The 22,767-nt window shown below is 69.6% G+C and carries 12 protein-coding genes; 4 read left to right on the forward strand and 8 right to left on the reverse strand.

Features of this window, described 5'->3' with window-relative positions; genetic code table 11:
* Positions 1-89 precede the first annotated feature (89 nt).
* From FV218_RS06650 to FV218_RS06660, 3 genes are all read right to left on the reverse strand, one after another.
* On the reverse strand, positions 90-3,254 hold the full coding sequence (locus FV218_RS06650) for a CusA/CzcA family heavy metal efflux RND transporter (protein WP_147709153.1): 3,165 nt from the start codon (positions 3,252-3,254) through the stop codon (positions 90-92).
* Positions 3,255-3,323: 69 nt separating this feature from the next.
* Entirely contained in the window at positions 3,324-4,619 is a 1,296-nt protein-coding gene (locus FV218_RS06655) for an efflux RND transporter periplasmic adaptor subunit (RefSeq protein ID WP_056092722.1), read from the reverse strand.
* A gap of 514 nt (positions 4,620-5,133) precedes the next feature.
* Positions 5,134-7,248, reverse strand: coding sequence for a carbohydrate porin (locus FV218_RS06660; protein WP_147709154.1), 2,115 nt, complete (start codon positions 7,246-7,248; stop codon positions 5,134-5,136).
* Positions 7,249-7,840: 592 nt separating this feature from the next.
* Here FV218_RS06660 and FV218_RS06665 point away from each other — a divergent pair.
* The 3 genes from FV218_RS06665 (at position 7,841) to FV218_RS06675 (ending at position 12,678) form a co-directional block, all read left to right on the forward strand.
* Entirely contained in the window at positions 7,841-9,565 is a 1,725-nt protein-coding gene (locus FV218_RS06665) for a heparinase II/III family protein (RefSeq protein ID WP_147709155.1), read from the forward strand.
* 105 nt (positions 9,566-9,670) lie between these two features.
* Positions 9,671-11,269: a bifunctional phosphoribosylaminoimidazolecarboxamide formyltransferase/IMP cyclohydrolase gene (purH, locus tag FV218_RS06670; protein ID WP_147709156.1), complete on the forward strand. Its 1,599-nt coding sequence runs from the start codon at positions 9,671-9,673 to the stop codon at positions 11,267-11,269.
* Between the two features lie 56 nt (positions 11,270-11,325).
* Entirely contained in the window at positions 11,326-12,678 is a 1,353-nt protein-coding gene (locus FV218_RS06675) for a DUF2252 domain-containing protein (protein ID WP_147709157.1), read from the forward strand.
* Between the two features lie 130 nt (positions 12,679-12,808).
* Here the strand turns inward: FV218_RS06675 and FV218_RS06680 are convergent, their stop codons facing one another.
* The 5 genes from FV218_RS06680 to FV218_RS06700 all read right to left on the reverse strand — a co-directional run bounded on the left by FV218_RS06680 (position 12,809) and on the right by FV218_RS06700 (position 21,999).
* The gene (locus tag FV218_RS06680) at positions 12,809-14,548 is read right to left on the reverse strand and encodes an MFS transporter (protein ID WP_147709158.1); all 1,740 of its coding nucleotides are present in this window, start codon (positions 14,546-14,548) and stop codon (positions 12,809-12,811) included.
* A gap of 383 nt (positions 14,549-14,931) precedes the next feature.
* On the reverse strand, positions 14,932-16,626 hold the full coding sequence (locus FV218_RS06685) for a cation acetate symporter (protein ID WP_056092706.1): 1,695 nt from the start codon (positions 16,624-16,626) through the stop codon (positions 14,932-14,934).
* Positions 16,623-16,931, reverse strand: a complete 309-nt coding sequence (locus tag FV218_RS06690) for a DUF485 domain-containing protein (protein ID WP_056092703.1) — start codon at positions 16,929-16,931, stop codon at positions 16,623-16,625. Before FV218_RS06690 ends, FV218_RS06685 begins: the two co-directional genes overlap by 4 nt.
* 127 nt (positions 16,932-17,058) lie before the next feature.
* Positions 17,059-19,008, reverse strand: coding sequence for an acetate--CoA ligase (gene acs / locus FV218_RS06695; RefSeq protein ID WP_056092700.1), 1,950 nt, complete (start codon positions 19,006-19,008; stop codon positions 17,059-17,061).
* 342 nt (positions 19,009-19,350) lie between these two features.
* Positions 19,351-21,999, reverse strand: coding sequence for an ATP-binding protein (locus tag FV218_RS06700; RefSeq protein WP_147709159.1), 2,649 nt, complete (start codon positions 21,997-21,999; stop codon positions 19,351-19,353).
* 204 nt (positions 22,000-22,203) lie between these two features.
* On the opposite strand from FV218_RS06700, the gene FV218_RS06705 reads away from it, so the two are divergent.
* Positions 22,204-22,695, forward strand: coding sequence for a phasin (locus tag FV218_RS06705; RefSeq protein ID WP_056094122.1), 492 nt, complete (start codon positions 22,204-22,206; stop codon positions 22,693-22,695).
* Positions 22,696-22,767: the final 72 nt, after the last annotated feature.

Below are 22,767 nucleotides of genomic sequence, written 5' to 3' on the forward strand. Positions count from 1 at the left end.
CCGACGCCCGTAGAGGCGACGGAGACCTGCGCGAGTCAACGCGACGGTTCGTGCGGGAACGACGCTTTCACCCCCCTGTGTCGCGCGCATCACGCGTACGCCGCCCGGGCCGCAGCATGCGCGGCCTCCGGCGGCCGCACGCCCGGCGCCGGACGCCGCCGCGAGAACAGCCCGATGAGGATCGGCACGATCACCAGGATGAGGTTGGGGGCGAGCATGATGCCGCCCACCACCACGAGGGCGAGGGGCTTCTGCACCTGCGAGCCGATGCCCGTGGAGATCGCCGCCGGCAGCAGGCCGACGCAGGCGGCGACACAGGTCATCATCACCGGGCGCATGCGGACGTTGGCGGCGTGCCACACGGCGGCGCCGCGCTCCCAACCCTCGTCGAGGAGCTGGTTGTAGTAGGAGAGCAGGATCACGCCCTCCATGGTCGAGATGCCGAACAGGGCGATGAAGCCGATGGCGGCCGAGATGGAGAACGGCGTCAGGGTCAGCGCCAGGGCGAAGATGCCGCCGATCATCGCCATGGGGATCACGCTGAGGGTCAGCAGCATGTCGGTGAGGGAGGCGAAGTTGACGTAGAGCAGCAGGGCGATGAGCGCGATGGTGATGGGCACCACGACGCTCAGGCGCGCCACGGCGTCCTGCAGGTTGGTGAACTGGCCGACCCATTCGAGGTGGAAGCCCGCCGGCAGGGCGACCTCCTGGGCGATCCGGCTCTGGGCCTCCAGAACGGCTCCCCCCAGATCACGTCCGCGCACCGAAAACTTCACCGGGATGTAGCGCTCCTGGTTCTCGCGGTAGATGAAGGCCGCGCCCGAGGTCAGCGCCACGGTGGCGATCTCGGAGAGCGGCACCTGGATCACCCCGCCGGCGGGGTTGGGCGCCCCGATGGTGATGTTGCGGATGGTCTCCAGGCTGCGGCGGTACTCGGGTGCGAGGCGGACCCGCATGGGGAAGTGCCGGTCGGAGCCATACTCGTAGAGATCGCCCGCGGTCTGGCCGCCGATGGCCGCCTGGACGGTGGTGTTCACGTCGCCCGGCGTCAGGCCGTAGCGGGCGGCCTTGCGCCGGTCGATGTCGATGCGCACCGTCGGCTGGCCGAGCGAGGCGAAGACCGAGAGGTCGGCGATGCCGGGAATCCGGGCAAGCGACGCCTTCACCGCCTCGGCCGTGCGGGTGAGCTCGTTGAGGTCGCTGCCGTAGATCTTGACGGAGTTCTCGCCCTTCACCCCCGAGGCGGCCTCCTGGACGTTGTCCTCGATGTACTGGGAGAAGTTGAACTCGATGCCGGGAAACGCCTCGTCGAGCTGCTTCGACAGGGTGCGCACGAGGGTGTCCTTGTCGAGGTCCTTGCGCCACTGGTCGATGGGTTTCAGGGGCGCCAGGATCTCGACGTTGAAGAAGCCGGTGGCGTCGGTGCCGTCGTCGGGGCGGCCCTGGTGGGACAGGACGGTGACGACCTCGGGCACGTCGGAGACCATCTTGCGCAGGCGCTCGACATAGGCATTGCCGGCCTCGAGCGAGATCGAGGCCGGCATGGTGCCGCGGATGTAGAGGTTGCCCTCCTCGAGCTTGGGCAGGAATTCGAGGCCGAGGGTTTTGGCGGCGATGGCCGAGGCGCCGAGCATCGCCGCCACCACGAGGAGCGACAGCAGCTTGTTGCGCAGGCCGAAGCGCAGGATGAGCACGTGGCCGAAGCGCAGGAGGCGCACCACCAGGGTGTCGCGCTCCTCCACGTGCTTGGGCAGGATCAGGGCCGAGAGGGCGGGCGAGACCGTGAAGGTGGCGAGCAGGCCGCCGATGAGCGCGTAGGCGTAGGTCTTGGCCATGGGGCCGAAGATGTGGCCCTCGACGCCCGTCAGGGTGAACAGCGGCAGGAAGCCGACGATGATAATGGTGGCCGAGAAGAAGATCGCCCGGTTCACCTCGGCGCCCGCGATGGCGATGGTGCCGAGCCGCCCCGTGAGGCCGCCCGGCGCCGCCTGGCCCTCGCTGTGCTCCGGTTCGGCCACGTGGCGGAAAACGTTCTCGACCATGATCACGGTGGCGTCGACGATGAGGCCGAAGTCGATGGCGCCCAGCGACAGGAGGTTGGCCGAATCCCCCCGGAGGACGAGGATGAGGATGGCGAACCCGAGGGCGAAGGGAATCGTCGCCGCTACGATGATGGCGCTGCGCAAGCTGCCCAGGAACACCCACTGCACCACGAAGACCAGGACCACGCCGAAGACGAGGTTGTGCATCACCGTGTGGGTGGTGGTGTGGATCAGCCCGCTGCGATCGTAGATCCGCTCGACCTTGACGTCGGGAGGCAGGATGCCGCTGGCGTTGATCCGGTCGATCTCGGCCTCGACGAGCTTCAGGGTCGGCAGACTCTTGCCGCCCCGGCTCATGAGCACGATGCCCTCGACGATGTCGTTCTGGCCGTCATGGCCGACGATGCCGAGACGGGGCGCGTTGGAGACGCGGATGTCGGCGACGTCGCGCACGAGGACCGGCACGCCGCCGACCTGCGTCAGCATCGTGTCGCGGATGTCGTCCATGTCGCGGATGAGGCCGATGCCGCGCACCACCGCCGATTGCTCGCCGACGTTGAGGGTCTGGCCGCCGACGTTGATGCTTGAATTGTTCAGGGCGGTGATGAGCTGAACCAGGGTCAGCCCCTGGGCCTGGAGGCGGTTGAGATCGACGGCGATCTCGTATTCCTTGGTCTTGCCGCCGAAGGCGGTGACGTCGACCACGCCGGGGATCGCCTTGAACCGGCGCTGCAGCACCCAGTCCTGCAGGGTCTTGAGCTCGGTGGAGGAATAGCCGGCCGGCCCCGTCACCTTGTAGCGCATGATCTCGCCCACGGGACTCGTCGGCGAGATCTGCGGCTGGGCGCCGTTCGGCAGGGGCGGCAGCTGCGACAGGCGGTTGAGCACCCGCTGCAGCGCTTCCTGGTAGGTGAAGTTGTAGTTGAACTGCACCTTCACGTCGGACAGGCCGAACAGCGAGATGGTCCGCACCACCGTGGCGTTGGGGATGCCGGCGAGCTGCACTTCCAGGGGAATCGTGATGTAGCGCTCGATCTCGTCGGCCGACTGCCCGGGATTCTGCGTGATCACGTCGACGAGGGGCGGGACCGGATCGGGATAGGCCTCGATGTTCAGCTGCGTGTAGCTGGCGTAGCCGAGCCCCATCATCGCGAGGAACATCAGGAACACCAGCACGCGCTGGCGCAGGGCGAAGACGATCAGACTGTTCATCGCGCGCGGGTCATGGGTCGGCCGTTCGGGGCTGGGAATTCTTGGTGCGGAAGAGCCGTGCGGTCCGGCTCAGGACGCCTTGTCGCCGCTGACCGCGCGATCCATGAACAGGGCGCCGCGGGTGACGATCTCCTCGCCGACGCCGAGTCCCTCCACCACCTGCACCATGCCCTGTCCGGCGAGCCCGAGGGTCACGGCGCGGGCCTCGATGGCGCCGTCCGGGCGGGCGACCCAGACCTGCGCCCGGCGGCCCTCGTAGACGATGGAAGAGGGCGGGATCGCCGGCGCGGTCTGGCCGGGGCCGGTGAAGATCGTGAAGGCGGCGAACATCTCGGGCTTGAGCACGCGGTCGGGGTTCTCGACCTCGCTGCGCACGGACAGGCGCCGGGTCGCCGGATCGAGGCTGGCGGCCATGTAGTCGACCTTGGCCTTGAAGGCGCGCTGGCCGAAGCCCGCCACCCGGGCCTCGACGTCCTGGCCGATGCGGATCTTCGGGATCTCGCTCTCGCGCACGTTGGCGACGAGCCAGACCGTCGAAAGATCGCCGATGACGAAGACCGGTTCGGCCGAGGAGCTGAGATACTGCCCGATGCCGACCTTGCGCTGGACGATGGTGCCGGCGATGGGCGCGCGCAGCTGCGTCTCGGGGCTCATGGTGCCCTTCTTCTCGTAGGCGGCGATGTCGGCGTCCGACTTGCCGAGGATGCGCAGGCGGTTCTTGACCGCCTCCAGGCTCGCCTCGGCGGTCTTCAGGTCGCTCTGGGCGCCGATCACATCGTTCTGGGCGGACTGGTAGTCTTTCAGGGCCACGGCTTTCGCCTGGAACAGCTCCTGCTGCCGGGCCGCGATGATGGTGTCGAGCTTCAGCAGGGCGGTGGTCTTGGCAATGGTGTTCACGGCGGCCTGGTAGTCGCTCTGGGCCTGGACCATGTCGGTGGCCTCCATGGTGAGGAGGACGTCGCCGGCCTTCACCTCGTCGCCCGCCCGCACCAGCACCTTGGTGACGCGGCCCGAATAGGGCGAGGTGACGGGCACGTTGTCGTCGTCGTTGAGGGCGATGCGCCCCTCCGCCGTGCCCTCGGGCCGGAACGTCAGGGCCCGGACGGGGGCGATCTCGAGGGCGGCGCGCTGGGCCGGGTTCGGGCGGAACACCCGCGCGACGGGAGCGGCGCGGCCGCCGCCGGTGTCGGAGGCTTCCTCGGACGGGCCCGAGACCTGGGCGAGGCGCTCGCGCACCGTCGTGAGCACCCATCCGGCGAAGGCCGAGTCGCGCTCCGACCAGGCAACGGCCCCGAGGCCGGCGCAGATCACCAGCCCGAGCAGGACGATGAGCTTGGAGATGCCCTTCCGGGGACCTGTGGACATGGCGGTACTTTCCGGCGGTCGGCGCAAGAGGCTCTTCGGTGACGTGAGGCTGACTTTTCAATCCACCGCACCGGGGTGCCGTGGAAGGACTATCGAGGGGAGGTGGTGGCCTCGTGGCGGACGCCGATCGTTCGTCGTTCTGTACATTTCCAAGGTCGCGGCGCCCGCCGGCTAGGTGAACTGCCTTGCCCGGTCGAAGCGATGACGACGGTGCGTACCGCATCGGCAAGTCACGCTAGCCAACTCCGTCCCTTCGACGATCCCTGTGCTGCGGCCTCTCCAGAGGGCCGAATTCATGTCGCGAGAATGACTGTGTAACGGGAACGCGAACACAAGGCCGTGATCGGCGGATGGAAGCATGGATGAGATCGTATCGCCGCCGGCTGCTTATCACCGGGGCTCGGCCTCTGCGACAACAAACTGCGCCCTCCAGGGGGCGGGCGCCTCCGGGCCGTCGCGGATCGCGGTGCGGAATCCGCCTCCACATCGCCTTCGGCCGGAGCGGTCCGCACGCTCAGAAATCCGCGTGGAGGCGGGTGCCGAAGAAGTGCGCCGGGCCGCGGTCCCGGTTGTAGGCGGGGTTGGCGACGAACTGGTAATCGGCCGTCAGCACCAGGGCCTTGCCGAGGCTCAGCGCATAGTAGGTCTCCACCGCCCGCTCGGGCGCGTAGGTCAGCCGCCCGTCGCCGATGAGCAGGCCGAGACCGCCATTGGCGAAGTAGGCGCGATGCGACGGCGAGAGCTGGTTCATCGACGTGCCGAGGCCGATCGTATCGTCCGGCCGGCCCCATCGCGCGCCTTTCAGCGAAACGCCGCCCGAAAAACTCCGGTCGATGTCGGTGAACGACAGGTTCTCGTTACGCCCGTCGGCGGCGCTGGCGCGGGCGAACACGCCGAGATCGGCGGTGACCGCCTGTTCGAGGTTGATGTAGACGCCGCTCTTTCGCCGGGGCCGCCGGGTCGCCGCCACGGCGTCGTTGATGTCGTCGAAGGCGCCCGCCTGGGTCAGGCCCACCACCTCGCGGTAGCGCGCGCTGTTGCCGACGTTGGAGAAGGCCCCCAGCCGCAGCTTGCCCGGCTGATCGAGGAACGGCAGGACGTGGCGCTCCTCGAACTCCACGGTGAAGCCGCCGCGCTCGAACACCCGCGGGTCGAGGACGTCGCTGGAGGGTTCCTTCGGCACCTGGGTGTAGGCCGCCCGCACGGCGAACGCCGCGCGGTTGTACTCGACGAGGACGCCCTGCGTGTAGCCCGGCAGGTTCGCCGGAAAATCCCACGCCGCCGAACTCCACAGGCCCCAGTTCGCGAAATCCACGCGCGGATCGTGGGCGTAGCGGTTGCCGTCGAAATAGTCGCCCATGGCGAACTTGCCGGCGATGACGGTGATGCGCTCGACGTCGTAGGTGTTGGCGATCTGGTTGGGACCATCGGGCAGGGTCTCGGTCTCGCCGCCCAGACCGAAGGTCTGCTTCACGAAGTAGCGGGCGGAGCGCAGCTTCGGGAACGGGGCGCCCGCCTTCTGCGCCTCGCCGTTGGTGAAGCCCGCGACCCCGAGGGTGCGGCTGAGGCCGAAGCCCTGGGAGAATTCCGGGTTGTAGTAGAGCTCCGTGCTGTCCGTGAGCTTCAACCCGAGGAACAGCGTCGCCGTCGTCGTCGCCTGCGCCTGGTTCGGCACGAGGCTGTTGGGGCCGCTATAGGGCGCGCGGAACCCCGACACCGCCTGGTTGAAGAACGTGGTCTGGCCGTGGAGCGAGAAGCGCTCGCCGAGAACCGGGCCGGAATCCTCCGCCTCGTCGGGCAGGCGCAGGCCGGCGGGATGCCAGATCAGCCGCGCCATCACCTCGTTGGCGATGAAGCTCGCCCGCGTCGAGACCGGGCCGCCCGCCGCGCCCGGCACCGTGCCGAGCTCGAACCGGCCGCTGCCGCCGAGGTCGTTGTAGCGGTAGTCGATGCCGAGGCTGAGATGCTCGTCGACCGCGAACTGCACGCCGGCCCCGAGGGTGAAGCCGAGGAAGCCGCGGTCGCGCCGCGCCGTGGCGACGAGGCCCGTGGCGAGGTCGGGATAGGTGGCGAGGAACCGCGCCTCGGCCCCGGCGAGCCCGAAAGTGGCGTAGATCAGGGACCGCTCGAACGCGTAGCCGACGCGCGCCCGCACCGCCCCGAACGCATCGGACTTGACCCGGATGAGGCTGAAGGCCGGATCGACGGATTCGGTGCCGAAGCCCGGTGCCGTGGAGGCGACGGGCCGCTTCAGGTTGCTGCCGAAGACATCGGCCTCCACGCCCGTGAGCCACGGCCCGGTCTGCCAGTTGTAGCCGGCCAGGACCCCGCCGACGGCGGTTGTGGCCTCGCGGCTGCGGTCCGCGCGGCCGGTGGCGTCGCCGGTCTTGAAGGCCGGGACGGAACGGCCACCGACGGAGGTCGGGCCGAAGTTGAACGCGCCGAACGAAGCCCCGGCGCTGCCCTCGAGGCCGAGGTAGGCCCCGCTCCAATCGATGAAGGCGGGCGATGGCGCGGTCCGTGACGCGGCGGGGTCGGCGGCCTGCGCGGTCTGGGCGAGCCCCAAACCGACGAGAAGCGCCGCTGCCCGCGAAACACCAGGGATCGACGGGACGAAAAATCTCGGCATCAGACGGGTCTCGGACGGCGTGGGTGTCATGTGCTCCCGCCTCGCTCGCCGCGCCGAACGACGTCGCCATGTCGGGTCGAGGGCCTTGGCCGGGCCGAGGGACCTGGCTCGCCGGCGGTGCCGGTGGGCATGCCGAAGTTGGGTCTCGGCGACGCGGCGTATCGGCAGAATGGCGTCGTGCATCGTGAACCGGCGCGACGTGCGGGTTCGGGAACTTCGATACGCGAGGATGCGGGCTCTGTCCCCTGGGGCCGGGCCACGGCGCGGGCTCTCTCACCGTCCTTAATCCCGGAGACGGACACGCCGTGCCGGGACGTGGCATTCGAGCCACACGCCGACCCGTGCCGGCGCGGCGGCCGTCGGGGCGCGGAAATGTCCGACGGGGCGGATCACCGATTCCCTTCTGCGCCGCCCGTCCCGCACGGAGCCGGAAATCCCGGCGCACGCCTTCGGATTCTTCGCGTCGGTTCCGGACGGATGGGGGCTCGACCCGGCCCTCCATATGAGGTTAACCAACCCTTAAGAACGCACGGCCTAGGTTGAAGGCGCGGGAATCCGGCGGGGCGTTGGACCCGCCGGGAGGGGAGACGGCGTGCGTTGGGGGGCTGATCGCTGGCGGTTCTATCGGCTGATCGGCCGCGAGGTCGCGCAGACCGCGCGCAATGCCTATGCGGGCGCCACCGGCCGACCCGACCTCCTGGCGGGCGCCCGCGTCACCGGCCTCGTCATCGCGCCCCACGATCTGCGCACCAGCGACGCCACCTTCGCCGACGACATCTATGCCGGGCTGTTCGTGTTCGCCGGGCGCTCGCTCTCGGTCAGCGGGCGCTCGCCCTTCGACTACGCGCCGCCGTCGCCGGAATGGGCCGACGCCCTCTACGGCTTCGGCTGGCTGCGCCACCTGCGCGCCGCCGACACGGCCTTGGCCCGCGCCAACGCCCGGGCGTTCGTGGCCGATTTCATGGCCGGACGCGGCGAGGCGGCGCTGGCGAAGCCGACCCCCGTGGCCGCGCGCCGGCTCATCGCCTTCCTGTGCCAGTCGCCCCTGGTGCTGGAGGGGGCCGACCACGCCTTCTATCAGACCTTCCTCAAGACCATCGGCCGGACGGCGCGCGACCTCGAACGCGACCTGCGGCGCGGGATCTCGCCCCAGACTCGGCTGCTCGCGGCGGTCGCCCTCTGCTACGCCGGACTCTGCTGCGAGGGCATCCAGCCGATCCTGCGCCGGGCCACCCGCATCCTCGTGCGCGAGCTCGAACGCCAGATCATGCCGGATGGCGGCCATCGCAGCCGCGATCCGCGCTTCGCCATGGAACTGCTCCTCGACCTACTGCCCCTGCGTCAGAGCTTCCTCGGGCGCGGCATCGATCCGCCGGAAGCCCTGCTCCACGCCGTGGACCGGATGCTGCCCCTGCTGCGGCTCCTGCGCCATGCCGACGCCTCGCTCAGCCATTTCAACGGCATGGGCGCCACCGCCGCCGACCATCTGGCCACCCTGCTGGTCTATGACGGGGCCATGGCCCAGCCGCTCATGCACGCGCCGAATTCTGGCTACGAGCGCCTGGAGGCCGGCCGCGTGCTGCTGGTGGCCGATGTCGGCGCGCCGCCGCCGCTGGTCGATTCCATCAATGCCGGCGCCGGCTGCCTCTCCTTCGAACTATCGAGCGGCCCCCAGCGCATCGTCCTCAATTGCGGCCTGCCGGCGAGCGGACCGGAGCTCCGGCGGCTCGCCCGCAGCACGGCGGCGCATTCCACGGCGACGATCGCCGATTCCTCGTCCTGCCGGTTCCTCACCGGGGGCGGCGCCTGGTACGAGCGCTGGGCCGTGCGGTGGCTCGCCGGGCGCATCGGTCCCGTGGTCCTGCGCGGCCCGCGGGCGGTCAAGGCCGAGCGTACCCTCGACCCGGACGGCACGCGGGTGCTCGCCGCCCGCCACGACGGCTACGTCCCCGATTTCGGCCTCGTCCACGAGCGGCGCTGGCGCCTGGCCGCCGACGGTTCGGTGGTAGAGGGCGAGGACGCGTTCGTGCGGTCCGGATCGGCACGCGCGAAGCCGCACGAGGTCGCCATCCGCTTCCACCTGCACCCGGCCATCGCCGCCCGCGGCCGGGAGGAGGGCGGCCTCGAACTCGTCTCGCCCATCGGCGAGGTCTGGCACTTCGACGCCGAGAATGCGCAGATCGCCCTGGAGGAGAGCGTCTACTTCGCCGGCCTCACCGGCGCGCGGCGCACGGACCAGATCGTGCTCTATCTCACGGTGCCGGAGGATACGCGGGTGCGCTGGCGCTTCGCCCGGGCCGTGCCGCCCGACGCCTGACGCGCGGGCCGGCCCGGGGTCCGACCCCGGCCCGACCCTGGTCCGCACACCGGATTTCGTGTTAGGCGCCCGGCAGTTCCATCGCTTTCGACCGGACGAACCTCCATGTCGCATGATCAGGTGCGGGTGACCCGTGCTCTCCTCTCCGTCTCGGACAAGGCGGGGCTCGTCGATTTCGCGAAGGCCCTGAGCGCGCGTGGGGTCGCCCTCGTCTCCACCGGCGGCACCCACCGCGAACTCGTGGCCGCCGGTCTGCCGGTGACGGAAGTCGCGGATCTCACCGGCTACCCCGAGATGATGGACGGGCGGGTCAAGACCCTGCATCCGGCGGTCCATGGCGGCCTGCTCGCCGTGCGCGACAACCCCGAGCATCAGGCGGCGCTGGCCGCCCACGGCATCGGCGCCATCGACCTCCTGGTGGTCAACCTCTACCCGTTCGAGGCCACCATCGCGCGCGACGCGTCGTTCGACGATTGCGTCGAGAACATCGATGTCGGCGGCCCGGCGATGATCCGCGCGGCCGCCAAGAACCATGCCGATGTGGCCGTGGTGGTGGAGGTGGCCGATTACGCGGCGATCCTCGCCGAACTCGACGCCCAGGACGGCGCGCTCTGCATCGGCACCCGCCGCCGGCTCGCCCAGAAGGCGTTCGCCCGCACGGCCGCCTACGACGCCGCCATCGCCAACTGGATGGTGGGCTCCGTCGGGCAGGGCGCCACCCCGGCCTTCCGCGCCATGGGCGGCCAGCTCGCGCAGAGTCTGCGCTACGGCGAGAACCCGCACCAGAGAGCCGCCTTCTACCGGGCGCCGGGCCGCGTGCGCCCCGGAGTCGCCAGCGCCCGCCAGCTCCAGGGCAAGGAACTCTCCTACAACAACCTCAACGACACCGACGCGGCCTACGAGTGCGTCGCCGAGTTCGATCCCGCCCGCGTCGCGGCGGTGGCGATCATCAAGCACGCCAACCCGTGCGGAGTCGCCGAGGGCGCGACCCTCGTCGAGGCCTACGAGCGGGCGCTGGCCTGCGACCCGACCTCGGCCTTCGGCGGCATCGTCGCCCTCAACCGCACCCTGGACGCCGAGGCCGCCGCGAAGATCGTCGAGATCTTCACCGAGGTGATCATCGTGCCCGATGCGAGCCCCGAGGCCATCGCCATCGTGGCGGGGAAGAAGAACCTCCGGCTCCTCCTCGCCGGCGGCCTGCCCGACCCGCGCGCGGCCGGCGAGACGGTAAAGACCCTGTCCGGCGGCTTCCTCGTGCAGGGCCGAGATGCCGCCGTCATCGACGACATGCCGCTCACCGTGGTGACGCAGCGCGAGCCGACGGAGCGGGAATACGCCGACCTGCGCTTTGCCTACCGCATCGCCAAGCACGTCAAGTCGAACGCCATCGTGTACGCGCGGGACGGCGCCACCGTCGGCATCGGCGCCGGGCAGATGTCGCGGGTGGATTCATCGCGGATCGCCGCCTGGAAGGCGGGGGAGGGTGCGGCGCGCATCGGGGCGGCCGAGAGCCTGGCCAAGGGCGCCGTCGTCGCCTCGGACGCGTTCTTCCCCTTCGCCGACGGCCTGCTCGCGGCGGCGGAGGCCGGCGCCACGGCGGTGATCCAGCCCGGCGGCTCCATGCGGGACGCCGAGATCATCGCCGCCGCCGACGCGGCCGGCCTCGCCATGGTGTTCACCGGGCACCGCCACTTCCGGCACTGAACTTGCGCAGCGCGCGGCGGATGCCGTGCGCTCCGTCCGACCCGAGGCTTCCTTCCATGACCGACACTCAGACCTCATCCCGCCGCACGGAGCGCCGGGCGGCGGGCAAGCGCCTGCGGGAGGCCGTGCCGCGTGAATCCCACGCCGCGTGGCAGCCGGCGGAAGGGCGCGATCCCCTGGCGATCCTGCGGGCGGGGGACGCCGGCCGGCTCCTCGAACTCGTCCCCCTGCGCCGCGAGCGGATGCGCGCAAGCCCCTTCGCGTTCCTGCGCGGCAGCGCCGCCGTGATGGCCGCCGACCTCGTCGGCGCGCCTGCGCCGGGCATCCCGGTCCAGGCCTGCGGCGATTGCCACATCGGCAATTTCGGCGTGTACCGCAGCCCCGAGGGGCAGACCCTGTTCGACATCAACGACTTCGACGAGACCCTGTGGAACGTCGATTTCACCGTCGACGTGAAGCGCCTCGCCGCCAGCATCGCGGTCGCCGCCCTGCCGCAGGGCGAGGACAAGGCGCGCCGCGCGGCCCGGGCGGGCGTCCGTGCCTACCGCGAGCACATGCGCGACCTCGCCCTCCTGGGGCCCCTGGCGATCTGGCACAGCCGGATCGACCTCGAGCACGAGATCGGCCGCCTCGGCGACGGAGACCTTTGTCGGAATCTCCTGTCCAAGGCCGCAGCCGAGACCTCCGACGGCCTCAGCCACGGCGATGCCCCGGACCTCGACCCGAGCACCCAGCACGCCGATCCGGCCCAGTGGCGCATCGCCGACAAGGCGCCGACGCTCTTCCATGGGGGGCCGAACGGGCTGACCGAGGCCGTCGCGGAGGCGAAGGCGGCGTTGCTCGCTTATCCGCAGAGCCTCACCGCCGACCGCAATCTCCTCGTCCTGCGCTACGAACAGCGCGATGTGGCGTTCAAGGTCGTGGGGATCGGCTCCGTCGGCACGGTCTGCGCCGTCGGCGTCTACGCCGATGCCGACGGAGCGCCGCTCTTCCTGCAGATCAAGGAGGCCCGGCCCTCGGTCCTGGCGCCCCTGGCCCTCAGGCCGTTCTTCCTCGCCTCGGAGGGCCAGCGCGTCATCGACGGCCAGCGCATCATGCAGGCGGCGAGCGATCCGTTCCTCGGCACGGCCTATTCCGAGGCGAGCGGGCGCTCCTACTACGTGCGCCAGCTCAAGAACAAGAAGCTCTCGGCCGTGGCCGAGATCCTCGCTACGAGCGGGGCGAAGGCCTACGCGCAGCTCTGCGGAACCACGCTCGCCCGCGCCCATGCCCGCTCGGGCGACGCGGCGATGATCACCGGCTATCTCGGCAAGGGTCCGGTTTTCGACGAGGCCGTGGCCGAATTCGCCATGCGGTATGCGGCGCAGACGGAGGCCGACCACGCCGCGCTGCTCGACGCGACGGCCTGATCCCCGGCCTCCGGCCCTTCTTGATGAGCGGTTTCTCAGGTCAAGGAAAAGGCCCCGTCTCGCGACGGGGCCTTTCTCGTCTTTTCGCCATCCCGCGCGACACGGGAGCGACGGTTACACCGGATCGGGCTCAGCGCGCGGGCGCCTCGTCGTAGGTGAAGATGTCGCGATCCTTCGTCTCGGGGATGAACAGGGCCCCGATGATTGCGGTCGCGAGGGCGATGACGATCGGGTACCAGAGCCCGAAATAGATATCGCCGGTCTGGGCCACCATGGCGAAGGCGGTGGCGGGGAGAAGGCCGCCGAACCAGCCGTTGCCGATGTGGTAGGGCAGGGACATCGAGGTGTAGCGGATGCGCGTCGGGAACAACTCGACGAGGGCCGCCGCGATCGGGCCGTAGACCATGGTCACGTACAGGACGAGGATCGTCAGGATGGCGATGATGGTCAGCTTCTGGGCCGAGAAGATGTCGATCATCTTGGCGAAGTTCGAGAGGCCGTCCTTCGGGTCGATGACGATCTTCACGATGCTCGGGTTCGTGGCCGTGGGGTAGCCGGCGGCGGTGAGTGCCGCACCGACGTCCTTGGCGAAGGCCGGATCGGCGGCGGCGAACTCCTTGCCGGCGACGGTGACGGTGGCCTTGGTGCCGGGGGCCACCGGCTCGGTGGTGTAGTTCACCGCGGACCGGGCGAGCAGCGCCTTGGCGATGTCGCAGGAATTGGTGAACTTGGCGGTTCCCACCGGATTGAACTGGAACGAGCAATCCGCCGGGTCGGCCTTGACCACCACCTGCGTGTTCTGCTGGGCCGCGTGCAGGGCCGGATTGGCCGCCGCGGTCAGGGCCTTGAACAGCGGGAAGAAGGTCAGCGCCGCGATCACGCAACCGCCGAGGATGATCGGCTTGCGGCCGATCTTGTCGGAGAGCGCGCCGAAGAACAGGAACCCGCCGGTGCCGAGGATCAGCGACCAGGCGATGAGCACGTTGGCGGTGAACTGGTCGACCTTCAGGATCGTCTGCAGGAAGAACAGCGCGTAGAACTGGCCGGTGTACCAGACGACGGCCTGGCCGGCGGTGAGGCCGAGCAGGGCGAGGAGCGCCCACTTGGCGTTGCGCCACTGGCCGAACGCCTCCGAGAGCGGCGCCTTCGAGCCGGTGCCCTCGTCCTTCATCTTCTTGAAGGCCGGGCTCTCCTGCATCTGCAGGCGGATCCAGACGGAGACGCCGAGCAGCACGATGGAGACCAGGAACGGAATGCGCCAGCCCCAGGCGGCGAACGGCGTGATCGTCCCGGCGGAGCCATCGGCCAGGGTGGTGGCGACGGGGGCGTAGTTCGCGTTCACGTAGATCTGGGTGAACAGGATCACCATCAGGGACAGCAGCAGCCCAAGGGTCGCCGTGGTCTGGATGAAGGCGGTGTAGAAGCCGCGCCGGCCGCGGGGCGCGTGCTCGGCCACGTAGACCGCCGCACCGCCATACTCGCCGCCGAGGGCCAGACCCTGCAGCATGCGCAGGGCCAGCAGGGCGACGGGGGCGACCCAGCCGACGCCGTACTCGTTCATGGTGGCGTAGGAAGGCAGCAGGCCGACGACGAAGGTCGAGATGCCCATGATCAGGATGGTGATGAGGAAGGTGTACTTGCGGCCGACGAGGTCGCCGAGGCGGCCGAACACGAGGGCGCCGAAGGGACGCACGAGGAAGCCGGCGGCGAAGGCCAGGAGCGCGAAGACGTTGCGCGTGGCTTCCGGGTAGGCGGAGAAGAACTGCGCCCCGATGATCGCGGCGAGCGAGCCGTAGAGGTAGAAATCATACCATTCGAAGACGGTGCCGAGCGAGGAAGCCAGGATGACCTTCTTCTCGCCGGCGCTCATCGGCCGCGTGGCCGACTCGCTGACGGGCACTGCACTTGACGCAACCATAACGACGTTTCTCCAGCATTTCGATTGCCCGGGCGTTGTCCGCCCGTAGCTGTTGGACCCTTGTGCGTATCCAAGTTGCCGTGGGCCGGTGGCAGGATCCATCGACCCCGCGCCCCCGAACGACACCCCCTGACCACGTCGGGGGCGATGCTAAGCGACGCCATGATTTCGCCCAATAGGGATGACGGGCGGAAAAGTACCGAATTCAGAAAAAATTCAGCCAAAGACCAATTATTTTTCTGGTCTCCCCGAGGATTAAAGGCCGTCGACATGCAAGAGGGGGCGCGGCTCACGCCGCGCCCCCTCGCTGTCAGGTCCGCCCGATGTCCCGGGGCTCAGTGCGCGTGCGCCCCCTCGGCACCGATTCCGGTCTCCGAGCGGACGAACTGCGCGTCGAACAGGGCACGCTCTCGCTTCGCCCGAGCTGTGTTGTCGAGCTTCGACACGACGTAGATCGTCAGGAAGGCCAGCGGCATCGAGAACAGCGCCGGGTTGTCGTAGGGGAAGATCGCCACGGGGTTGCCAAAGGTGGTGACCCAGACGGCCTTCGACAGGACGACCATGCCGACGGCCGCGAACAGGCCGACAAAGCCGCCGATGAGGGCGCCCCAGGTGGTGGTGCCCCGCCACAGGATCGACATGGTGAGGACGGGGAAGTTGCAGCTCGCCGCCACCGAGAAGGCGAGGCCGACCATGAAGGCGACGTTCTGGTTCTCGAAGACGTAGCCGAGGTAGATCGCCACGATGCCGATCACCACCGCCGAGATCTTGGACAGCCGCACCTCGGAGGCTTCGTTGGTGCGCCCGCGGGCGATGACGCTGGCGTAGAGATCGTGGCTGACGGCCGAGGCGCCCGCCAGCGTCAGGCCGGCCACCACGGCCAGGATGGTAGCGAACGCCACCGCCGAGATGAACCCGAGGAAGTACGGTCCGCCCACGGCGTTGGCGAGGTTCACCGCGACCATGTTGGTTCCGCCGACCATGTCCTTCAGCTTGTCGAAGGCGCCGGCCGGGCCGAGCTTGAAGTAGACCGGGTCGGACATCAGCAGGGCGATGCCGCCGAAACCGATGATGAACGTGAGGATGTAGAAGTAGCCGATGAGGCCGGTGGCGTAGAACACCGACTTTCGAGCCGCCTGGGCGTCGGACACCGTGAAGAACCGCATGAGGATGTGCGGCAGGCCGGCGGTGCCGAACATGAGGCCCATTCCGAGGGAGATCGCCTCGATGGGATTGTTGACGAGGCCGCCCGGTCCCATGATCGCGTCGCCCTTGGGGTGCGTCGCGACGGCCGCCGAGAACAGGGCCTCGGGATTGAAGCCGTATTTGTAGAGCACCGCGCCGGCCATGAAGGTGGCGCCGCCGAGCAGCAGGCAGGCCTTGATCACCTGGACCCAGGTGGTGGCCTTCATGCCGCCGAAGGCGACGTACACGATCATCAGCACGCCGACGATGACCACGGCGTAGAGGTAGGGCAGGCCGAACAGGAGTTGAATGAGTTTCCCCGCTCCGACCATTTGCGCGATGAGGTAGAACGCCACCACCACCAGGGTTCCGATCGCCGAGATGATGCGAATGGAGGTCTGGTCGAGGCGGAAGCTCGCCACGTCGGCGAAGGTGAACTTGCCGAGATTGCGCAGGCGCTCGGCGATGAGGAACAGCACGATGGGCCAGCCGACGAGGAAGCCGGTGGAGTAGATCAGACCGTCGAAGCCCGAGGTGTAGACGAGGCCCGAGATGCCGAGGAAGGACGCCGCCGACATGTAGTCGCCCGCGATGGCGAGGGAGTTGGTCCCGGCCGAGATACCGCCGCCGGCGGCATAGAAGTCGGCGGCCGACTTGGTGCCCTTGGCGGCCTTGTAGGTGATGCCGAGGGTGAAGAGGACGAAGAAGCCGAACATGCCGATGGCCGGCCAGTTCGTGGCCTGCTGGGAGACGGCACCGAGATCGGGGCCGGCGGCGAAGGCCGCCCCGACGGCCAGCGCCGCCATGGCGCTCCCGAGAAGAACAGGATGGTTGAAGCGGCTCATCGGGCGAGATCCCGGTTGAGTTCGGCCGTCAGCGCATCGAAGCGGCCGTTGGCACGCTGGACGTAGATGCCCGTGAGGATGAAGGCGAAGACGATCACGGCCACGCCGAGGATGAGGCCGAGCGACGTGGTCGCGCTGCCGACCTTGGTGGCGAGCAGCGCCTTGTCGAAGGCGATGAGGCCGATGAAGCCGAAATAGACCACCAGCATCGCGCCGGTGAGGATCCAACCAAACCGCGTGCGTTCGTGCACGAGTTCCTTGAACCGCGGATTCTGCGCGATCCGCGCAGTGACAGGATCAGACATGGCGCAGCTTTCCCCGTGAGCCGGCTCCTTCTCCAGGATGCCGAACTCAGATGTTGATGATGCCGTGGAAGTCGGTGGTTCGGCGAGCGTCGAGGGGACGCCCGCCTTGTCCGCCGTTCGATCGCGTTCAGTGCGTCCGGTTCTGGCGGTTCTCGATGAGATCCTCGACGACCGCCGGCTCGGCGAGGGTCGAGGTGTCGCCGAGCGAGGAGAACTCGTCCTCGGCGATCTTGCGCAGGATGCGGCGCATGATCTTGCCCGAGCGGGTCTTGGGCAGGCCCGGCGCGAACTGGATCAGGTCCGGCGACGCGATGGGGCCGATATCCTTGCGGACCCAGGCCACGAGCTCCTTGCGCAGGGCGTCGGACCCCTCTTCGCCCTCCATGAGCGTGACGTAGGCGTAGATGCCCTGGCCCTTCATGGAATGGGGGTAGCCGACCACGGCCGCCTCGGAGACCTTGGCGTGGGCGACCAGGGAGGATTCCACCTCCGCCGTGCCCATGCGGTGGCCCGAGACGTTGATGACGTCGTCGACGCGGCCGGTGATCCAGTAATAGCCGTCGGCATCGCGCCGGCAGCCGTCACCGGTGAAGTAGGTGCCCGGATAGGTCGAGAAGTAGGTCTGCTCGAAGCGCTCGTGGTCGCCGTAGACCGTGCGCATCTGGCCGGGCCACGAATCCTTGATGCACAGGTTGCCCTCGCAGGGTCCGTCCAGGGCCTTGCCCTCGGCATCGACGATCATCGGCTGCACGCCGAAGAACGGCCGCGTGGCCGAGCCGGGCTTGAGCCGCGTGGCGCCCGGCAGGGGCGTGATGAGGATGCCCCCGGTCTCCGTCTGCCACCAGGTATCGACGATGGGGCAGCGGGAATCGCCCACCACCTTGAAGTACCAGTCCCAGGCCTCCGGGTTGATGGGCTCGCCGACCGAGCCGAGGACCCGCAGGGACGACCGCGAGGTCCGCTTCACCGGCGCCTCGCCGCCACCCATGAGCGAGCGGATCGCGGTGGGCGCGGTGTAGAAGATATTGACCTTGTGCTTGTCGACCACGTCCCAGAACCGGGAGTTCGACGGATAGGTCGGGATGCCCTCGAACATCAGGGTCGTGGCGCCGTTGGCGAGGGGCCCGTAGACGATGTAGCTGTGGCCCGTGACCCAGCCGACATCGGCCGTGCACCAGTAGACCTCGCCCTCGCGGTAATCGAAGACGTATTGGTGCGTCATCGAGGCGTAGACGAGGTATCCGCCGGTGGTGTGGACCACGCCCTTGGGCTGGCCCGTGGAGCCGGAGGTGTAGAGGATGAAGAGCGGGTGCTCGGCCTCGACGGCCTCGGCCGGGCAGTCGTCGGTGACCTGGGCGGCGGCCTCGTCGTAATAGACGTCGCGGCCCGGCTCCATGGCGACGGCGGAGCCGGTGCGGCGCACGACGACGACGTGGTCGACGGCGTCCTTGCCGAGGCGCGCGATGGCGGCGTCCACGTTGGCCTTGAGCGGAACCTTGCGCCCGCCGCGCAGGCCCTCGTCGGCGGTGATGACGAGCTTCGAGGCGCAGCCTTCGATCCGGCCGGCGAGGGAATCCGGCGAGAACCCGCCGAACACGATGGAATGGATCGCCCCGAGCCGCGCGCAGGCGAGCATGGCGTAGGCGGCCTCGGGGATCATCGGCAGGTAGAGGGTGACGCGGTCGCCCTTGGAGACGCCGCGATTGCGCAGCACGTTCGCCATCCGGCAGACTTCGGCGTGAAGCTGGCGGTAGGTGATGTGCTTGGATTCCGTCGGGTCGTCGCCTTCCCAGATGATGGCGACCTGATCGCCGCGGGTCTCGAGATGGCGGTCGACGCAGTTATAGGCGACGTTGGTACGGCCGTCCTCGAACCACTTGATCGAGATGTTGCCCGGCTCGAAGCTGGTCTCCTTCACCTTCGTGAACGGCGTCGACCAGTCGATCCGCTTGCCGTGCTCGCCCCAGAAAGCCGAGGGGTCGTCGACGGAGGCCTTGTACATCGCCTGATACTTGGCGTCGTCGGCATGGGCACCCTCGGCCCACTCGGCGCGGACTTCCACCACCTTCTCGTCCATGGCGTTTTCCCTTGCGGTGCCCGATCGTATCGCGATGATCCGCGCAGCCGGGACTTCCTAAAAACCTTCTTAGGCGCAGGGAGATATCCACGGCAAGCGCCCAGCCCACTATACTTCGGGACGGGGTGCCCGAAGATGATGCGTCACAGCATTCCGATGCAGCCGGGGCGGATTCCCGCCCGATCTTGCGGTCGAGGGTGCGCGCCTGCCGGGTCGCCTGTGACGATTCCCGTCGGGGCTCGCCGTCCGGGGCACGGCCCGGGAAGAAGCGGGTGGAGACGGTCTGCAGCATGGGGCCCGCCCGGTTCGACGGGTCGCGCACCGCCCCGGTCGTTCGCCCGGTCAGGCGCGCCGGCTGGCCTGGGCCGCCGGAAACAGCATCTCCACCAGGGTGCCCTCGTCCTTGCGGCTGGTGATCCGGAACTCGCCGTGGTTGGCCTCCACCAGGGCCTTGGTGATGGGCAGGCCGAGGCCGGTGCCGCCGCCGGGGCGCGGTCCCTGCACCGCGGCGGCGCGGTACGGCTCCAGCAGGGCGTCGACCTCGTCGGGGGACAGTCCGATGCCGGTGTCGCGCACCCTGAGGGCGATCTCGCCCCGGTCCGCCATGGTGGTGGAGACGATGACCTGACCGCCGGCTTCGGTGAAGCGGATCGCATTGGCGATGACGGTGAGGGCGGCCTGCCGCAGGGAGCGCTCGTCGGCGACGAGGGGCGCGAGGTCGGCGGAGAAGCTGGTGCGGACCACGATGCGCTCGCGGGCGGCCTCCGGCTGCATCTGGGCGACGCAGCGCGAGACGAGCTCGTTCAGGGGAATCTCGGTGAAGTCGAGATCGAGGCGCCCGGCCTCGATCCGCGCGAGATCGATGAGGTCGTCGATGAGGCCGACGACCTCCGCCCCGGACGTTCGAATATCGTCGAGGTAGTCACGGTAGCGCTCGCTGCCCAGCGGACCGAACGGCTCCGTCAGCATCAGGTCGGTGAACCCGAGGATGCCGCTCATCGGCGTGCGGATGGCGTGGCTGATCCGGGTGAGGAACTCGGATTTCCGGGCGCTCGCCGTCTCGGCGCGGCGCAGGGCGTCGGGATCGGACGCCCGCGGATCGTCCGTCGTTGCGGCGTCCTTCGCCGGAACGGGCCGGAGGATCGCGCAGAGACGGGGCTCGGCCGTGCCCGGCACGGCCCGGACGTCGAGCCGGAGGGGGAGGGGGCCATCGGGCCCGCGGGCGATCACGTCGCGTGCCGCGCCCTGCGGCACGCCGTGGGCCACGGCCAGGACATCGACGGTGCTCTCGGGGGCGAACAGGCTCAGGAGACTCTCACCCACCACTTCGCGCGGATCGGCGCCGAACAGCGCGGCGGCGGCGCGGTTGAGGCCGAGGATGCGGGCGCTGCCGTCGAGGGTGACGACCCCCTCGTCGAGGGCATCGAGGATGCCGATGGCGTCGTGGGCGCGATGCGCGGCGAAATCCCGTGCGATCCGCTCCGCCGTCAGCGCGCGGGCCGGCTCGTCCGCCACCGCGTCGCGTGCGAGGAGGATCTCGGCCGGACGGCCGCACCAGTCGATGTCGGATCGCTGGAGGTCGACGCCGCGACGGTCACCCTCCCGCGTGGTGAGGATCGCCGGCGCATCGCTCGCGGTCCGCTCGTGGGGCGGCAGGCCCTGGAACAGGTGGGCGATGCCCCCGGCCGCCGCGAGGGCGTCGAGGTCCGCGAACCCCGCAAGGTCGAGGAGGGTCCGGTTGGCGAACAGGACGTCCGCGCCGCGGTAGACCAGAACGCCGGTGGGCAGGCGCTCCAGGGTGGCGACCAGGGCCGCCTCCGGCGCAGGAGGTTCGGGCGCGAAAGCTTCGGGTGCAGGCGGTTCCGGCGGCCTTGGCGGCGGCCCGGGAAACGGCATCACGGCGCCGCCCGACGTCCCGCGCTCATCCTCGGGCGACTCGGCGGACTCGTCGCCGGCGAAGCGCGCGCCGAGGGCACGGGCGATCTCGCGGAATGCCGCGTGCTCGTGCGTCGTCAGGGACGCGTCGACCTCCGGCTCCGGTAGCGTCGGCACCCCCTCGGGGTCGGAACGATCCCGGGGGAGCAAATCCGCGACCGCCGCCGGGGGAAGCGCTTCGTGGGACCCGAGCTCTAGCAACGTTTCGGGAGAGGAAGCTTCAGGAGATGAGGCTTCGGAGACGCTCACGGGATCGGCGCGGCGCACGACGCCGAAGCCGGCAAACCCGCGCATCGCCTGCCCGGCGGGCGCGAGGGGAACGCCGGACAGGTCGAGATCGACGATCCGGTCCGGGTCGTCGAGGCGGATGCCGAGGGGGATCGCGCGGAAGGTCCGGTGGGCGTCGAGGACCGCGATCAGCCCCTCGGCGTCGCGGGCGATGCCGGCCCGCGACAGGGCGGCCCAGGACCGCCCGAGGAGCGCACCGCGCAGGAGCGCCCCCGCCGGGCCGCCGAGCCGCACCAGGATTCCGGCCGCATCGGTCTGCCAGGTGAACCGCGGAACGGCGCCGGGTCCGGCGGCCGCGTCGTGGACGTCCGACCGGTCCACGGCCCCTTCCGCCGGCGCAGGCACCGGCACGGTCCCGACGGATTCAACAGGGCGAAGGCGCGGGGCAGGCTCCGTCAGGACCAGGACCAGGACCACGCGACCGTCGGAGACCGGTGCCCGCACGACGAAGCAGGTCGTCGGCGTGGCGAGGCCGCGGCGATCGAAGCGGATTCGCGCGAGGGTGGGCTGCGCCGTCGCCCGGATCTGCGCGTCGAGGCGAAGGCCGGCGGCGACGGCGCCATCCGCCCCCGCGATGGCGCGGGCCACGGGGGCGGCCGCCCGCGAGGCGTGGACGAGGCGCGTACCGGTCCCGTCGAGGATGATCAGGGCGCGATCGGGCCCGCGCAGGAACGGGCCGAGGCGCGGATCGCCGTCCAGGCCCCGCACCATCGCGTCCAGCGCCGCATCGTCCCTCAGGCCCGGCCCTTCGACCCCGTTTTCGAACATTCGCACCCAGTTCACGTGGCTGGCCTATGGAGAGGATGTTTTCTCTTTACCCCCGGCTGGGTGGGGAGTGGACATCAATCGGCGGCGCCACACGTTTACCTGTTGTCAATCTTAACGCACCCGCACAGGGTGGCATAGGGCGGACAGTGTGTTATTGTGCAGCGCACAACGAACGATCAACAAGCAGTCCAAGAGGAGAGGATGATGACCAGCACCCCGAATTATGAAGTCCCCGCCGAGATGCGCGACTTCGCCGAAAAGAGCGTCGACCAGGCGCGCAAGGCCTTCGACTCGTTCATCGGCGCGGCACGCCGCACCGCCGACACCGTTCAGGGTTCGGCCGAGACCGCCCGGACCAGCGCGCACGACGTGTCCGCCCGCGGCTTCGAGTTCGCCGAGCAGAACGTGACGGCGGCCTTCGATCTCGCCCAGAAGCTCGTCCGCTCGCGCGACCTCCAGGAGGCCATGCAGCACCAGGCCGAGTTCGTCCGCAGCCAGTTCGCGGCGATCCAGGCCCAGGCCAAGGAGTTCGGCGGCCTCGCCCAGACGGCGATGCAGCAGAGCGCCGAGAAGGCCAAGGGCGTCATGCAGGAATCGGCCGAGCATGCCCGCAAGGCCATGGAGCAGGGCGCCGAGGCCGCACGCAAGGCCGGTGCCGACACCGAGCAGGCCATGCGCAACGCCGGCAACAACTGAACGCCCGGCTTTCGAACCGTCCCGACGGCCCGTTCCGCCTCCGGCGGGGCGGGCCGTTCCATGTCGGAATGC

The organism is Methylobacterium sp. WL69 (genome assembly GCF_008039485.1).
Taxonomy (GTDB): Bacteria; Pseudomonadota; Alphaproteobacteria; order Rhizobiales; family Beijerinckiaceae; genus Methylobacterium.

What these genes read in the sequence shown, in the direction of transcription:
- FV218_RS06650 (WP_147709153.1), bottom strand. Translation starts at nt 3,254, where the DNA reads ATGAACAGTCTGATCGTCTTCGCCCTGCGCCAGCGCGTGCTGGTGTTC.
- FV218_RS06655 (WP_056092722.1), bottom strand. Translation starts at nt 4,619, where the DNA reads ATGTCCACAGGTCCCCGGAAGGGCATCTCCAAGCTCATCGTCCTGCTC.
- FV218_RS06660 (WP_147709154.1), bottom strand. Translation starts at nt 7,248, where the DNA reads ATGCCGAGATTTTTCGTCCCGTCGATCCCTGGTGTTTCGCGGGCAGCG.
- purH (WP_147709156.1), top strand. Translation starts at nt 9,671, where the DNA reads ATGTCGCATGATCAGGTGCGGGTGACCCGTGCTCTCCTCTCCGTCTCG.
- FV218_RS06675 (WP_147709157.1), top strand. Translation starts at nt 11,326, where the DNA reads ATGACCGACACTCAGACCTCATCCCGCCGCACGGAGCGCCGGGCGGCG.
- FV218_RS06680 (WP_147709158.1), bottom strand. Translation starts at nt 14,548, where the DNA reads ATGAGCGCCGGCGAGAAGAAGGTCATCCTGGCTTCCTCGCTCGGCACC.
- FV218_RS06685 (WP_056092706.1), bottom strand. Translation starts at nt 16,626, where the DNA reads ATGAGCCGCTTCAACCATCCTGTTCTTCTCGGGAGCGCCATGGCGGCG.
- FV218_RS06690 (WP_056092703.1), bottom strand. Translation starts at nt 16,931, where the DNA reads ATGTCTGATCCTGTCACTGCGCGGATCGCGCAGAATCCGCGGTTCAAG.
- acs (WP_056092700.1), bottom strand. Translation starts at nt 19,008, where the DNA reads ATGGACGAGAAGGTGGTGGAAGTCCGCGCCGAGTGGGCCGAGGGTGCC.
- FV218_RS06700 (WP_147709159.1), bottom strand. Translation starts at nt 21,999, where the DNA reads ATGTTCGAAAACGGGGTCGAAGGGCCGGGCCTGAGGGACGATGCGGCG.
- FV218_RS06705 (WP_056094122.1), top strand. Translation starts at nt 22,204, where the DNA reads ATGACCAGCACCCCGAATTATGAAGTCCCCGCCGAGATGCGCGACTTC.